Here is a 12,579-nt window from a genome sequence, read left to right as displayed (position 1 = left end):
GCCATGGCTGAGGATAAAGATCAAAAGAATCTGAACCAAATCAATATTGAGCTTTCCGAAGAAGTGGCGGAAGGTCAGTATGTGAACTTGGCGATGATCGCACATTCGAACAGCGAATTTGTGATTGATTTTATCAAAATGATGCCGGGTGTACCAAAGGCGAAGGTGAAATCTAGAATTATCATTACACCAGAACATGCCAAGAGGCTGTTGATGGCACTAAAAGATAACATCGATAAATTCGAGAATCATTTTGGTACCATTACCCAATCCGAAGAAGCACCAAAATTCCCAATGAATTTTGGTGGCACAATAGGAGAGGCTTAATGTGTATATACTTTTAAATATTTAATAAAAGCCCCTTTCGAGAGATTGGGGCTTTTTAGGTAAAACTTGACTTTGAAAAGAGTCGACTGGAATGAGCTTTTTAGTCATTCTATGGTAGGAATAGTAAGGAGTACTTTAAGTTGGAACTTAGGAAGTTACATGTTTGATTATATTTAATCTGATGTGTTTGTTCTGAGAACTTCTTTTGTTACCTTTGCAATCCTAAATTTGTACATAGGGAAATAAAATCTAAAAAATAATTGTAAATGCCTACTATACAACAACTAGTAAGAAAGGGCAGAAAGAAATTGACTTCTAAGTCAAAATCTCCTGCACTGGATAGCTGCCCGCAAAGAAGAGGGGTTTGTACAAGGGTTTACACTACCACGCCTAAGAAGCCAAACTCAGCTATGAGAAAAGTAGCAAGAGTAAGGTTGACTAACGGTAAGGAGGTAAACGCATACATCCCAGGTGAAGGTCACAATCTTCAAGAACACTCAATCGTCTTGATTAGAGGAGGAAGAGTAAAAGATCTTCCAGGTGTAAGATACCACATCATTAGAGGTGCATTAGATACCGCAGGTGTGAGTGGTCGTACTCAACGTAGATCAAAATATGGCGCAAAACGCCCTAAAGCAGCTAAAAAATAGAATTTTTATAAAATGAGAAAAGCTAAACCAAAGAAGAGATATATTCTTCCTGACCCTAAGTTCCATGATACTTTGGTAACAAAGTTTGTGAACTACTTAATGGTAGACGGGAAGAAGAGTATTGCCTACAACATTTTCTATGATGCGATCGAGATCGTTGAAAAGAAAGGTGGTGAGAATGGTCTTGAGACTTGGAAGAAAGCATTGACTAACATCATGCCTTCAGTCGAAGTAAAAAGCCGTAGAGTAGGTGGAGCAACATTTCAGGTACCAACTGAAGTGAGGCCGGCTAGAAAAACTTCACTGGGGATCAAGTGGATGATTTCTTTTTCTAGAAAAAGAGGTGAGAAGACAATGAGGGACCGTTTGGCTGCCGAAATTCTTGCTGCATCAAAAGGAGAAGGGGCTGCCGTAAAGAAGAAAGACGACACTCACAGAATGGCCGATGCAAACAAGGCATTCTCTCACTTTAGATTTTAATTCCTAGAATAAAATGGCAAGAGATTTAAGATTAACAAGAAATATCGGTATCGCTGCGCACATTGATGCGGGTAAAACAACGACTACCGAAAGAGTTTTGTACTACACAGGTGTTTCTCACAAACTTGGTGAGGTTCACGATGGTGCAGCTACAATGGACTGGATGGAGCAGGAGCAAGAAAGAGGGATTACAATTACCTCTGCTGCTACTACTGTATTCTGGCCATACAAAGACGAACAATATCACATCAACATTATTGATACTCCAGGTCACGTAGATTTTACCGTAGAGGTAAACCGTTCCCTAAGAGTTCTTGATGGTTTGGTGTTTTTGTTTTCTGCTGTTGATGGTGTTGAGCCTCAATCAGAAACTAACTGGAGATTAGCTGATAACTATAAAGTTTCACGTCTAGGATTCGTTAATAAAATGGACAGGTCTGGTGCTGACTTCTTGAACGTGTGTAAGCAGGTGAAAGAAATGTTGGGTACTAAAGCTGTTCCTCTTCAATTGCCTATCGGAGCAGAAGATACCTTTAGAGGTGTTGTTGATTTGGTAGAGAATAAGGCTATCGTATGGAATGAGGAAGATATGGGGATGACCTATAACGAAATCGAAATTCCTGCAGATATGCTTGAGGAAGTAGCAGAATACAGAGAGTATTTATTAGAGGCGGTTGCTGAATATGACGAAACACTTTTAGAAAAGTATTTCGAAGATCCACAGTCGATCTCTAAAGATGAAATTATCAAAGCTTTGAGAGCTGCGACTATCGATTTAGCTTTTGTTCCAATGTTGTGTGGTTCTGCCTTTAAGAATAAAGGTGTTCAGTCAATGTTGAACTATGTGATGGAGTTACTTCCTTCTCCTCTTGATAGAGAGAGTGTAGAAGGGATAGACCCAGATACAGAAGAGCCTACTTTCAGAAAGCCATCTTCAACAGAGCCGTTTACTGCTTTGGCATTTAAGATTGCTACTGATCCATTTGTAGGTCGTTTGTGTTTCGTTAGATCATATGCAGGTACACTTGATTCAGGTTCTTATGTATTCAATACAAGAACAGGAAAGAAAGAGCGTATCTCTAGAATCTTCCAAATGCATGCAAACAAGCAAAACGCTATTGATCAGCTACAAGCTGGTGATATCGCTGCTGTTGTAGGTTTTAAGGATATTAAAACAGGAGATACGCTTTGTGACGAGAAACACAAGATTGTTCTTGAATCAATGGATTTCCCTGAGCCAGTAATTGGTTATGCTATTGAGCCAAAAACTCAGGCAGACGTAGATAAACTAGGTATGGCAATTGCCAAACTAGTGGAAGAAGATCCAACATTGACAGTAAACACTGACGAAGAAACTGGTCAAACGATTCTAAGAGGTATGGGTGAGCTTCACCTAGACATCATCATGGACCGTATGAGAAGAGAATTCAAAGTGGAAGTGAATCAAGGAGCTCCTCAGGTGGCTTACAAAGAAGCACTTACTAAGTCGGTTGAACACAAAGAAGTTTACAAAAAGCAGTCTGGTGGTAGAGGTAAATTTGCCGATATCTCTTTCGAAATTGGTCCAAAGGACGAGGATTTCGTTGGTAAAGGATTGCAGTTTGAAAACAAAATTGTAGGTGGTATTATTCCTAAGGAATTTATTCCCGCTATCGAAAAAGGTTTTGTTTCAGCAATGAAGAATGGACCTTTGGCTGGGTATCCTGTTGAGGACATGAAAGTGAGATTATTCCACGGATCATTCCACGATGTGGATTCAGATGCACTTTCTTTTGAACTTGCTGCCAGAATGGGCTTTAAAGCTGCTGGTAAACAAGCAGGTCCAAAAATATTGGAGCCAATCATGTCAGTAGATGTAGTTACACCTGATGAGTATACGGGTTCTATTACTGGTGACTTGAACAGAAGAAGAGGTATGATGAAAGGTATGGATACGAAAGGTACTTCTACTGTAGTAAAAGCCAACGTTCCACTTTCTGAACTTTTCGGTTATGTTACTGATTTGAGAACAATGTCTTCTGGTCGTGCTACGGCTGCTTTGACATTCTCACATTATGACATCGTGCCTAATGGCATTGCAGAAGAAGTGATCAAAAAATCCAAAGGAGAATAATCTGTAAATTTTAGAATAATGACACAGAAGATAAGAATCAAATTAAAGTCATACGATCACAACTTGGTGGATAAGTCATCAGAGAAAATCGTAAGAGCTGTAAAGACAACTGGCGCTATTGTTAGCGGGCCAATTCCGTTACCAACAGTAAAAGAGAAATTTACAGTATTGAAATCTCCACACGTAAACAAAAAAGCGCGTGAGCAATTTCAACTTTGTACTTACAAGCGATTGGTAGATATTTATTCTAGCAGTGCTAAAACTGTTGATGCTCTTATGAAGCTTGAGCTTCCGAGTGGTGTTGACGTTGAGATCAAAGTATAAGTACTTAATTAAGATACAGAATATAAGAGGCTGGCCTTTTGGTGAGCCTCTTTTTTATGCAAAGAAAGCTAGTCGGTATTAACGACTTGAAATTGAGTGAATATATTATCGAAATTTCAAATCTAGAGTTTGTAGCAGAAAATTAATTCTCTATCTTTGCAATCCGTTTCACGGGAGCCTCGGATTTATGAGGGTCATAATGAATTAAAAAGATGTCTGGAATAATCGGAAAAAAAATCGGAATGACTAGCATTTACAGTGCCGATGGACGTAGTGTCGCATGCACAGTGATAGAGGCTGGTCCTTGCGTAATAACGCAAGTAAAAAATGAGGGAACAGACGGGTATACAGCTGTACAGCTTGCTTTTGGAGAGCGCAAGGAGAAAAACACTCCTAAAGCTTTGAAGGGTCACTTCGCTAAGGCGAATACTACTCCAAAGAAAGCTGTTGTTGAGTTCCGAAATTTTCGCGAAGAATTTGAAGGTCAAGTAGCATTAGGTAACGAAATCGTTGTAGGCGATGTCTTCAAAGAAGGCGATTTTGTTGATGCTGTGGGTACTTCAAAAGGTAAAGGTTTTCAAGGTGTTGTAAAAAGACACGGATTTGGTGGAGTTGGACAAGCAACACACGGTCAGCACAACAGATTGAGAGCACCTGGTTCCGTTGGTGGAGCTTCTTACCCTGCAAGAGTATTTAAAGGTACTCGTATGGCTGGAAGAACTGGTGGAGATAGAGTGACAGTAATCAACCTGCGCGTAATGAAAGTGGTGCCAGAAAAGAACCTGATTGTAATCAGTGGATCTATTCCTGGTGCGAAAAATTCAACCGTAATCCTAGAGAAATAAGAAGATGGAGATTGCAGTACTAAAAAATAGTGGCGAAGACACTGGAAGAAAAGTAACGCTTTCAGGCGACATCTTCGGTATTGAACCGAATGATCACGCGATTTACTTAGACGTAAAGCAGTACTTGGCTAACCAAAGACAAGGAACGCACAAGTCGAAGCAGAGAGCTGAGATTGCTGGTTCTACCAGAAAAATTAAAAAGCAAAAAGGTACAGGTACAGCGAGAGCTGGCAGTATTAAATCACCAGTCTTTAGAGGCGGTGGTAGAGTATTCGGTCCTGAACCAAGAGATTATCACTTCAAGTTGAATAAAAAACTTAAAGTTTTAGCTCGTAAATCAGCTTTAGCATACAAGGCAAAAGATAACAATCTTTTGATTTTGGAAGACTTTACTTTCAATGCTCCTAGAACTAAAGAGTATAAAAAGATGATTGACGGTTTGTCATTGTCTGGTAAGAAGACTCTTATCGTTGTAGGTGAACATGATACTAATGTTCTTTTATCTGGAAGAAATATCCAGAATACTAAAGTGATTACAGCAAACGCATTGAATACTTATGATGTGCTGAATGCTGAAAGCTTGCTTTTGAGTGAAAGCTCAGTTGAAATTATTGAAAACTTATTGAAGTAACAGAAAATGAGTGTTCTTAAAAAACCTTTAGTTACCGAAAAAGTATCAGCCTTGAACGAAAAGGGTAAGTACGGATTTGTTGTAGACTACAAAGCCAACAAAATAGAAATCAAAGTGGCTGTTGAACAGATGTACGGTGTGACCGTGGAAGATGTTAACACCATGAGATATAGTGGTAAGACCAAATCTAGAATGACAAAGTCTAGAGTAGTACAAGGTCAAACCAATGCATTCAAGAAAGCAATTGTAACAGTTGCTGAGGGTGATGTTATTGATTTTTATAGCGGCATTTAAATAGAGAATAATGGGCGTTAGAAAACTAAGACCAATGACTCCGGGAACCAGACATAGAATGGCTCCTGACTTTGCAGAAGTAACTGTTAAGAAAAGTGCTCCTGAGAAATCGTTAACCGTTCCTTCTAAGAGGTCTGGTGGACGTAACAATACTGGGAAAATGACTATGCGCTACATGGGTGGTGGTCACAAGCAAAAACTCAGAATTGTTGATTTCAAGAGAGAGAAATTTGATGTACCAGCTACAGTCAAATCAATTGAATATGATCCAACGCGTTCAGCAAGAATTGCCTTGTTGTTTTATGCAGATGGAGAGAAAAGATATATCATTGCTCCTAAAGGATTAGAAGTAGGGCAAGTTGTAGTATCTGGCGAGGGTGTTGCACCTGAGGTAGGTAACGCAATGCCTCTTTCTAAAGTCCCAATGGGTACAATCATTCACAATATCGAATTGAAACCTGGTAAAGGAGCCTCAATGTCGAGAAGTGCTGGAGCGTACGCTCAGATTGTAGCGCGTGAAGGTAAGTATGCAACTCTTAAATTGCCTTCTGGCGAAATGAGAAACGTTCTTACTACTTGTATGGCCACCATTGGTGCCGTAGGAAACGCAGAGCACATGAACGTTGTACTTGGTAAAGCAGGTAGAAATAGATGGTTAGGAAGAAGACCAAGAGTAAGAGGTGTGGTAATGAACCCAGTCGATCACCCAATGGGTGGTGGTGAAGGTAAATCTTCAGGTGGACATCCTAGATCGAGAAAAGGATTGCCTGCTAAAGGTTTGAAAACCAGAACACCTAAGAAATACTCGAATCGTTTGATCATTGGTAAAAAGAAGAAGTAAAACATGGCACGTTCGTTAAAAAAAGGACCATATATCGATTTTCGTTTAGCCAATAAAGTAGAGGCTATGGAAGAGTCTGGTAAGAAGTCTGTAATTAAGACTTGGTCCAGAAGATCAATGATAGCCCCAGATTTTATTGGGCATACATTCGCTGTACATAATGGAAATAAGTTTATCCCAGTTTTTGTAACAGAAAACATGGTCGGACATAAAATGGGTGAATTTTCACCAACTAGAAATTTCCGTGGTCACATTGCTAAAAAAGATAAAGGTAGAAGATAATGGAAGCTGTAGCTAAGTTAAATAATGTACCTACATCTGCTCGTAAAATGAGAATGGTGGCTGATTTAATCAGAGGCCAGCGTGTAGACAGAGCTTTGAACCTTTTGAAGTTTGAGCCTAAAGAAGGAGCAGCACGTCTTGAGAAACTCTTGAGATCAGCTGTATCTAACTGGATCGCTAAAAACGAAGACGAAAGATTAGAAGATGCAGATCTTATGATCAAAGAAATCCGTGTGGATGGTGGAAGAATCTTAAAAAGATTAAGACCAGCTCCACAAGGAAGAGCACATAGAATAAGAAAAAGATCTAACCACGTAACACTAATTGTAGATTCTAAAAAAGCATCTACTAAGGTTACCGCTGGTAAGGAGGAAGAAGTCACTAACGAAACTGCTAATTAAGAACAGATGGGACAAAAAGTAAATCCTATAGGTCTAAGATTGGGTATCATCAAAGGTTGGGATTCCAACTGGTACGGAGGTAAAGACTTTTCGAGTAAATTGGTTGAAGACCAAGAAATCAGAAAGTACGTAAACGCTCGTATCCCAAAAGGTGGTATTTCTAAGATTATTATCGAAAGAACACTTAAGCGTATCACCATTACCGTGCACACTGCTAGACCAGGAGTTGTAATTGGAAAAGGTGGACAAGAGGTGGACCGTATCAAGGAAGAACTGAAGAAACTTACAAATAAGGATGTTCAGATCAATATCTTCGAGATCAAAAGACCAGAATTGGATGCCAAACTAGTAGGGGAATCAATTGCTCAGCAATTAGCGGCAAGAATTTCTTACAGAAGAGCGATGAAACAAGCAATTGCTTCAGCGGTTAGAGTAGGTGCACAAGGAATTAAGATTAAATGTTCAGGACGTTTAGGCGGAGCTGAGATGGCGAGAACTGAGATGTATAAAGAGGGAAGAATTCCTTTGCATACACTTAGAGCCGACATAGATTACGCAATTTCTGAAGCTGATACAGTTTACGGAAAAATCGGAATCAAAGTATGGGTATTCAAAGGTGAGGTTTTCGGTAAAAGAGATCTATCTCCAAATATAGGAGGAGGAAATCAATCAGAAAGAGGAGCTGGAGGTGCGCCTGGTAACAGAAGAAGACCTTCTGGAAACAATAGAGGAGGAGCCCCAGCCGGTAGAAGACGTTAATCACATCACCTGTTAAAAGATTACAACGATGTTACAACCAAAGAGAACCAAATTTAGAAAAATGCAAAAAGGCCGTGTGAAGGGACTTGCGGGTCGCGGTCACAGTCTGGCTTTTGGAACATTTGGTATAAAATCATTAGAAGCTGGATGGATCACAGCACGTCAGATAGAAGCTGCACGTATTGCCATGACCAGAGCTATGAAAAGGGAAGGTCAAGTTTGGATTAGAATTTTTCCAGACAAACCAATCACGAGTAAGCCTGCTGAGGTAAGGATGGGTAAAGGTAAGGGAGCACCTTCATATTGGGTAGCTTGCGTTAGACCTGGCACTATTCTTTTCGAATCTGGTGGAGTAAGCCAAGAACTGGCAAAAGAATCGTTGAGATTGGCAGCCCAAAAGCTACCCATGTCGACAAAGTTTGTTGTACGTAGAGATTACGTTGGATAGTTATGAAAAATCAAGAGATCAAAGCACTTACTGTTGAGGAATTGACAGAAAGAATTAAGGCCGAGACAGATAACATTGGCAAATTGAAATTTGCCCAAGCCATCTCTCCAATAGAAAACCCGATGAAAATCAAGGATTCTAGAAAGTTGATAGCTAGACTAAAAACTGAGTTGAGAGCTAAAGAACTCGCAAATTAAGATACGCATGGAGACCAGAAATCTTAGAAAAGAAAGAATCGGGATTGTGACAAGCAACAAAATGGAAAAAACCATTACTGTGGCTGTGTTACGTAAGGAAAAGCACCCGATCTACGGTAAGTTTGTTAAGAAAACTACCAAATTTTCTGCTCATGACGAAACTAATGATTGTGGTATCGGTGATACTGTTAAAATCATGGAAACTCGTCCGCTGAGTAAGAATAAGCGTTGGAGATTAGTAGAAATTATTGAAAGAGCTAAGTAACCATGATCAGGCAAGAATCAAGATTGAACGTTGCAGATAACAGTGGAGCAAAAGAAGTTCTATGTATTCGCGTATTAGGCGGTACTAAAAAGAAATTCGCTACTGTTGGCGATAAAATTGTGGTCTCTGTGAAAGCTGCCCACTCTTCAAGCAATTTGAAAAAAGGTACTGTTACAAAAGCAGTAATCGTTAGAACCAAGAAAGCCGTAAGAAGGAAAGATGGTTCTTATATCAGATTTGAAGATAACGCTGCTGTATTACTGAACCAGAACGATGAACCAAGAGGTACTCGTATGTTTGGCCCGGTGGCTAGAGAATTGCGTGAAAAGCAATTCATGAAAATTGTTTCATTGGCACCAGAAGTATTATAAGCAATGGAAAGAAAGAAAAACAAGCAGCAAAAACTGCATTTGAGAAAAGGAGATACTGTTAAAGTACTTTCTGGAAACTCAAAAGGTAAAGAAGGACAAGTCCTCGAGGTTTTCATCGCAAAACAAAGAGCAATTGTTGAAGGTGTTAATATTGTGTCGAAACACACAAAACCTTCCGCTACTAACCCTAACGGTGGTATAGAGAAGACAGAAGCTCCAATTCACGTATCAAACCTTATGGTTAAGGATCCTGCATCAGGAGAGTTTGCTAGAACAGGTAAGAAAGTGAATAGCGAAGGGAAATTAGAAAGGTATTTTAAGACTAAGTCAAATTAATTAGAATGGCTAATCCTAGATTAAAAGATACTTATATCAATGATATAACTCCTGCAATGGTGAAGAGGTTTGAATACACTTCAGTAATGCAGGTGCCTAAGATCACTAAAATAGTGATCAACAAAGGTATAGGTGCTGCAGTAGCAGACAAAAAATTAGTTGACGTAGGAGTAGAAGAACTTACTACCATTACTGGTCAGAAAGCTGTTGCTACAATTGCTAAGAATTCGATTTCAAACTTTAAGTTAAGAGAGGGAATGCCTATTGGTGCTCGCGTAACTTTAAGGGGTGAGAAAATGTACGAATTCCTTGATAGACTTTTGAGTATCGCTTTACCACGTGTAAGAGATTTTAAAGGTGTAAAAGACAAAGGATTTGATGGAAGAGGTAATTATACCCTCGGAGTTAAAGAACAAATCATTTTCCCTGAAATTTCCATTGACAAAGTGAATAAAATCACTGGTATGGATATCACTATTGTTACCACCGCAAATTCTGATGAGGAAGCATTCGAGTTGTTGAAAGCATTCGGAATGCCTTTCTCAACTGGTAAAAAATAATACTATGGCTAGAGAATCGATAAAAGCTAGAGAAAGAAAAAGAGAACGTCTTGTTGCTAAGTTCGCTCAAAAAAGAGCTGATTTAAAAGCTGCTGGTGACTGGGAAGGTTTAGATAAACTACCTAGAAATTCATCACCTGTAAGATTGCACAACAGATGTAAACTAACTGGTCGTCCTAAAGGATATATGAGGAAATTTGGTATTTCTCGTGTAACTTTTAGAGAAATGGCTTCAGCGGGTAAAATCCCTGGAGTAACAAAATCAAGCTGGTAAGCTTTTTTTATTTCGCTAATACAATATTTTCAATACCTTTGCAGGCCGATTCAGGTCGGGGGGTATTAATTTTAAATAGAATGCCAATTCTGGGTGATATCGCCAGGTTGGAGACGGAGTTTTGAAAAATCGAGCCGTCATAAACAAATAACAATGACTGATCCAATAGCAGATTATTTAACACGATTGCGAAATGCCATTAAGGCTAAGCATAGAGTTGTAGACATTCCTGCTTCTAACTTAAAGAAGCAGCTCACGAGTGTATTGCACGAGAAAGGATATATCTTGAACTATAAGTTCGAGGCAGAAGGTCCACAGGGCAATATCAAAATCGCTCTTAAATACAATAAAGTTTCTAAGAAGCCAGCCATAGAAAAATTACTCAGAGTGAGTAAGCCAGGCTTAAGAAAATATGTTGGTGCGGAGGAATTACCTAGAGTTTTAAACGGCTTAGGTATAGCTATCATCTCTACATCAAAGGGAATTATGACCGATAAAGAAGCGAGAAATCTTCATATCGGTGGTGAAGTTTTATGTCACGTATACTAAGATAAGAAGAGATGTCAAGAATTGGTAAGAAACCGATTGATCTACCTCAAGGAGTATCTGTAGACGTAACTGCGGATAACGTGGTTACTGTTAAAGGACCTAAAGGAGAGCTGAAACAGGCAGTAAATCCTGATATAAAAGTAACCGTTGAAGGTGCTGTTCTTACGGTTGAAAGGCCTACTGAACAAAAAAGGCACAAATCATTACACGGTTTGTACCGCTCATTGATCAGCAACATGGTTGTTGGTGTAAATGAAGGTTACAAGAAAGATTTAGAATTAGTAGGTGTAGGTTACAAAGCAACTGTTAGCAATAACGTGTTGGAATTGAGCCTTGGTTACTCACATAATATCTTTGTTGCTGTTCCAGAAGAGATTAAAGCTAGCGCTGAAATGTTGAAAGGAAAGAATCCTACAGTTTCTCTAGAAGGAATTGATAAAGAATTGATTGGACAAGTGGCTGCTAAGATTAAGTCGTTGAGAAAATCAGAACCTTATAAAGGTAAAGGTATCAAGTTCGTTGGTGAGGTAATCAGAAGAAAAGCTGGTAAAACTGCTTCTAAATAAGAGTAATCATGGCTGTTAGTAAAAGTAGACTAAGAATAAAAAGAGGAATTAGAAATAAGATTTCTGGAACTTCCGAAAGACCGAGAATTTCAGTTTTCAAAAGTAATTCACGTATATCTGCCCAAATTATTGATGATTCAAACGGGCATACGCTAGTATCAGCTTCTTCTATTGAGTTTGATAGTAAGAAGAAAAACACCAACGTAGAGCTATCTAAAGAAGTTGGTAAAAAATTGGCTGAAAAGGCAATAGCAGAAGGTATTACCAGTGTGGTTTTTGACCGTAATGGTTATGTATACCACGGTAAAGTACAAGCATTGGCTGAAGGAGCTAGAGAAGGCGGTCTTAAATTTTAATCAGGATGTCACAGAAAAATATAAAATCAGTAAAAGCAAGTGAGATCGACCTTAAAGAAAAGGTAGTTGCGATCAAGCGTGTGGCTAAGGTAGTTAAAGGTGGTAGAAGATTTAGTTTCTCTGCAATCGTAGTAGTGGGTGACGGAAATGGTGTTGTTGGATACGGTTTAGGAAAGGCCAACGAAGTTACTGACGCAATAACTAAAGGTATTGATGATGCAAAAAAGAACTTGGTGAAAGTTCCTTTGTTGAAAGGTACTGTGCCTCATGAATCAATCGGTAAATTTGGTGGAGGCTTTGTATTAGTGAAGCCAGCTGCTGAAGGTACAGGTGTGATTGCAGGTGGTGCGATGCGAGCAGTATTTGAAAGTGCTGGTTACCATAATGTTTTGGCTAAGTCTAAAGGTTCTTCTAACCCTCACAACGTAGTAAAAGCTACATTCGATGCTCTTTTGAGCATGAGAGATGCTTATACAGTTGCTGAGCAAAGAGGTGTTACAATGTCTAAAGTTTTTAACGGATAATAGGAATGGCAAAAGTTCAAATTACACAGGTTAAGAGCACGATCGACAGACCTGAAAGACAAAAAAGAACAATTCAGGCTTTAGGCTTGGGTAAAATCAACAGAACAGTAGAAGTAGAATTGACTGCATCTATTGCTGGTATGATTAATAAGGTAAATCATTTAGTATCTGTAAAGGAACTGTAAG

24 protein-coding genes are annotated in these 12,579 nt (G+C 39.1%); all 24 read left to right on the top strand.

Annotated elements, in window-relative coordinates; genetic code table 11:
* Positions 1-3: 3 nt before the first annotated feature.
* Positions 4-327 (top strand): DUF3467 domain-containing protein, encoded by a 324-nt coding sequence (locus AWN68_RS11645; protein ID WP_068415664.1) that lies wholly within the window; start codon positions 4-6, stop codon positions 325-327.
* A gap of 266 nt (positions 328-593) precedes the next feature.
* The gene (gene rpsL, locus AWN68_RS11640) at positions 594-977 is read left to right on the top strand and encodes a 30S ribosomal protein S12 (protein WP_068415662.1); all 384 of its coding nucleotides are present in this window, start codon (positions 594-596) and stop codon (positions 975-977) included.
* Between the two features lie 12 nt (positions 978-989).
* Positions 990-1,457: a 30S ribosomal protein S7 gene (gene rpsG / locus AWN68_RS11635; protein WP_068415659.1), complete on the top strand. Its 468-nt coding sequence runs from the start codon at positions 990-992 to the stop codon at positions 1,455-1,457.
* Between the two features lie 13 nt (positions 1,458-1,470).
* The gene (gene fusA, locus AWN68_RS11630) at positions 1,471-3,570 is read left to right on the top strand and encodes an elongation factor G (RefSeq protein ID WP_068415656.1); all 2,100 of its coding nucleotides are present in this window, start codon (positions 1,471-1,473) and stop codon (positions 3,568-3,570) included.
* A gap of 18 nt (positions 3,571-3,588) precedes the next feature.
* Positions 3,589-3,894, top strand: coding sequence for a 30S ribosomal protein S10 (rpsJ, locus tag AWN68_RS11625; protein ID WP_053222934.1), 306 nt, complete (start codon positions 3,589-3,591; stop codon positions 3,892-3,894).
* Between the two features lie 212 nt (positions 3,895-4,106).
* A complete protein-coding gene (gene rplC / locus AWN68_RS11620) occupies positions 4,107-4,739 on the top strand; it encodes a 50S ribosomal protein L3 (protein ID WP_068415653.1) in 633 nt (210 codons plus the stop codon).
* Between the two features lie 4 nt (positions 4,740-4,743).
* A complete protein-coding gene (gene rplD, locus AWN68_RS11615; protein WP_068415649.1) occupies positions 4,744-5,370 on the top strand; it encodes a 50S ribosomal protein L4 in 627 nt (208 codons plus the stop codon).
* A 6-nt stretch (positions 5,371-5,376) separates the two neighbouring features.
* Entirely contained in the window at positions 5,377-5,664 is a 288-nt protein-coding gene (rplW, locus tag AWN68_RS11610) for a 50S ribosomal protein L23 (protein ID WP_068415647.1), read from the top strand.
* A gap of 10 nt (positions 5,665-5,674) precedes the next feature.
* Positions 5,675-6,505, top strand: coding sequence for a 50S ribosomal protein L2 (gene rplB / locus AWN68_RS11605; RefSeq protein ID WP_068415645.1), 831 nt, complete (start codon positions 5,675-5,677; stop codon positions 6,503-6,505).
* A gap of 3 nt (positions 6,506-6,508) precedes the next feature.
* Positions 6,509-6,787, top strand: coding sequence for a 30S ribosomal protein S19 (gene rpsS, locus AWN68_RS11600; protein WP_068415642.1), 279 nt, complete (start codon positions 6,509-6,511; stop codon positions 6,785-6,787).
* On the top strand, positions 6,787-7,188 hold the full coding sequence (rplV, locus tag AWN68_RS11595) for a 50S ribosomal protein L22 (protein WP_068415639.1): 402 nt from the start codon (positions 6,787-6,789) through the stop codon (positions 7,186-7,188). The genes rpsS and rplV overlap by 1 nt, the downstream gene beginning before the upstream one ends.
* A gap of 6 nt (positions 7,189-7,194) precedes the next feature.
* Positions 7,195-7,947, top strand: coding sequence for a 30S ribosomal protein S3 (gene rpsC / locus AWN68_RS11590; protein ID WP_068415636.1), 753 nt, complete (start codon positions 7,195-7,197; stop codon positions 7,945-7,947).
* Positions 7,948-7,975: 28 nt separating this feature from the next.
* Positions 7,976-8,395 (top strand): 50S ribosomal protein L16, encoded by a 420-nt coding sequence (gene rplP, locus AWN68_RS11585; RefSeq protein WP_068415633.1) that lies wholly within the window; start codon positions 7,976-7,978, stop codon positions 8,393-8,395.
* 2 nt (positions 8,396-8,397) lie between these two features.
* On the top strand, positions 8,398-8,592 hold the full coding sequence (rpmC, locus tag AWN68_RS11580; RefSeq protein ID WP_068415630.1) for a 50S ribosomal protein L29: 195 nt from the start codon (positions 8,398-8,400) through the stop codon (positions 8,590-8,592).
* A gap of 7 nt (positions 8,593-8,599) precedes the next feature.
* On the top strand, positions 8,600-8,857 hold the full coding sequence (gene rpsQ / locus AWN68_RS11575; RefSeq protein WP_053222924.1) for a 30S ribosomal protein S17: 258 nt from the start codon (positions 8,600-8,602) through the stop codon (positions 8,855-8,857).
* Between the two features lie 2 nt (positions 8,858-8,859).
* On the top strand, positions 8,860-9,228 hold the full coding sequence (rplN, locus tag AWN68_RS11570; protein ID WP_053222923.1) for a 50S ribosomal protein L14: 369 nt from the start codon (positions 8,860-8,862) through the stop codon (positions 9,226-9,228).
* Between the two features lie 3 nt (positions 9,229-9,231).
* Positions 9,232-9,564 carry a 50S ribosomal protein L24 gene (gene rplX, locus AWN68_RS11565; protein ID WP_068415627.1) on the top strand — a complete coding sequence of 111 codons (333 nt, stop codon included), beginning with the start codon at positions 9,232-9,234 and terminating at the stop codon, positions 9,562-9,564.
* A gap of 5 nt (positions 9,565-9,569) precedes the next feature.
* On the top strand, positions 9,570-10,124 hold the full coding sequence (gene rplE, locus AWN68_RS11560; RefSeq protein WP_068415625.1) for a 50S ribosomal protein L5: 555 nt from the start codon (positions 9,570-9,572) through the stop codon (positions 10,122-10,124).
* A 4-nt stretch (positions 10,125-10,128) separates the two neighbouring features.
* On the top strand, positions 10,129-10,398 hold the full coding sequence (gene rpsN, locus AWN68_RS11555) for a 30S ribosomal protein S14 (protein WP_068415622.1): 270 nt from the start codon (positions 10,129-10,131) through the stop codon (positions 10,396-10,398).
* A gap of 153 nt (positions 10,399-10,551) precedes the next feature.
* Positions 10,552-10,947, top strand: a complete 396-nt coding sequence (rpsH, locus tag AWN68_RS11550) for a 30S ribosomal protein S8 (protein WP_068415617.1) — start codon at positions 10,552-10,554, stop codon at positions 10,945-10,947.
* A gap of 11 nt (positions 10,948-10,958) precedes the next feature.
* Positions 10,959-11,513, top strand: coding sequence for a 50S ribosomal protein L6 (gene rplF / locus AWN68_RS11545; protein ID WP_068415615.1), 555 nt, complete (start codon positions 10,959-10,961; stop codon positions 11,511-11,513).
* Between the two features lie 8 nt (positions 11,514-11,521).
* Positions 11,522-11,869, top strand: a complete 348-nt coding sequence (gene rplR, locus AWN68_RS11540; RefSeq protein WP_068415614.1) for a 50S ribosomal protein L18 — start codon at positions 11,522-11,524, stop codon at positions 11,867-11,869.
* A gap of 5 nt (positions 11,870-11,874) precedes the next feature.
* Complete coding sequence (rpsE, locus tag AWN68_RS11535) at positions 11,875-12,393, top strand: 30S ribosomal protein S5 (RefSeq protein ID WP_068415613.1); 519 nt, start codon at positions 11,875-11,877, stop codon at positions 12,391-12,393.
* Between the two features lie 5 nt (positions 12,394-12,398).
* Complete coding sequence (gene rpmD, locus AWN68_RS11530; protein ID WP_053222915.1) at positions 12,399-12,578, top strand: 50S ribosomal protein L30; 180 nt, start codon at positions 12,399-12,401, stop codon at positions 12,576-12,578.
* The last annotated feature ends 1 nt before the right edge of the window (position 12,579 follow it).

Source organism: Roseivirga echinicomitans, from assembly GCF_001592935.1.
Lineage (GTDB): Bacteria > Bacteroidota > Bacteroidia > Cytophagales > Cyclobacteriaceae > Roseivirga > Roseivirga echinicomitans.
Note: the sequence above shows the minus strand (reverse complement) of the source record. Positions and strands in the feature narration are given on the sequence as shown.

Bases quoted from the DNA above. Each gene is read 5' to 3' on its own strand.
- AWN68_RS11645 (WP_068415664.1), top strand. From the start codon at position 4: ATGGCTGAGGATAAAGATCAAAAGAATCTGAACCAAATCAATATTGAG.
- rpsL (WP_068415662.1), top strand. From the start codon at position 594: ATGCCTACTATACAACAACTAGTAAGAAAGGGCAGAAAGAAATTGACT.
- rpsG (WP_068415659.1), top strand. From the start codon at position 990: ATGAGAAAAGCTAAACCAAAGAAGAGATATATTCTTCCTGACCCTAAG.
- fusA (WP_068415656.1), top strand. From the start codon at position 1,471: ATGGCAAGAGATTTAAGATTAACAAGAAATATCGGTATCGCTGCGCAC.
- rpsJ (WP_053222934.1), top strand. From the start codon at position 3,589: ATGACACAGAAGATAAGAATCAAATTAAAGTCATACGATCACAACTTG.
- rplC (WP_068415653.1), top strand. From the start codon at position 4,107: ATGTCTGGAATAATCGGAAAAAAAATCGGAATGACTAGCATTTACAGT.
- rplD (WP_068415649.1), top strand. From the start codon at position 4,744: ATGGAGATTGCAGTACTAAAAAATAGTGGCGAAGACACTGGAAGAAAA.
- rplW (WP_068415647.1), top strand. From the start codon at position 5,377: ATGAGTGTTCTTAAAAAACCTTTAGTTACCGAAAAAGTATCAGCCTTG.
- rplB (WP_068415645.1), top strand. From the start codon at position 5,675: ATGGGCGTTAGAAAACTAAGACCAATGACTCCGGGAACCAGACATAGA.
- rpsS (WP_068415642.1), top strand. From the start codon at position 6,509: ATGGCACGTTCGTTAAAAAAAGGACCATATATCGATTTTCGTTTAGCC.
- rplV (WP_068415639.1), top strand. From the start codon at position 6,787: ATGGAAGCTGTAGCTAAGTTAAATAATGTACCTACATCTGCTCGTAAA.
- rpsC (WP_068415636.1), top strand. From the start codon at position 7,195: ATGGGACAAAAAGTAAATCCTATAGGTCTAAGATTGGGTATCATCAAA.
- rplP (WP_068415633.1), top strand. From the start codon at position 7,976: ATGTTACAACCAAAGAGAACCAAATTTAGAAAAATGCAAAAAGGCCGT.
- rpmC (WP_068415630.1), top strand. From the start codon at position 8,398: ATGAAAAATCAAGAGATCAAAGCACTTACTGTTGAGGAATTGACAGAA.
- rpsQ (WP_053222924.1), top strand. From the start codon at position 8,600: ATGGAGACCAGAAATCTTAGAAAAGAAAGAATCGGGATTGTGACAAGC.
- rplN (WP_053222923.1), top strand. From the start codon at position 8,860: ATGATCAGGCAAGAATCAAGATTGAACGTTGCAGATAACAGTGGAGCA.
- rplX (WP_068415627.1), top strand. From the start codon at position 9,232: ATGGAAAGAAAGAAAAACAAGCAGCAAAAACTGCATTTGAGAAAAGGA.
- rplE (WP_068415625.1), top strand. From the start codon at position 9,570: ATGGCTAATCCTAGATTAAAAGATACTTATATCAATGATATAACTCCT.
- rpsN (WP_068415622.1), top strand. From the start codon at position 10,129: ATGGCTAGAGAATCGATAAAAGCTAGAGAAAGAAAAAGAGAACGTCTT.
- rpsH (WP_068415617.1), top strand. From the start codon at position 10,552: ATGACTGATCCAATAGCAGATTATTTAACACGATTGCGAAATGCCATT.
- rplF (WP_068415615.1), top strand. From the start codon at position 10,959: ATGTCAAGAATTGGTAAGAAACCGATTGATCTACCTCAAGGAGTATCT.
- rplR (WP_068415614.1), top strand. From the start codon at position 11,522: ATGGCTGTTAGTAAAAGTAGACTAAGAATAAAAAGAGGAATTAGAAAT.
- rpsE (WP_068415613.1), top strand. From the start codon at position 11,875: ATGTCACAGAAAAATATAAAATCAGTAAAAGCAAGTGAGATCGACCTT.
- rpmD (WP_053222915.1), top strand. From the start codon at position 12,399: ATGGCAAAAGTTCAAATTACACAGGTTAAGAGCACGATCGACAGACCT.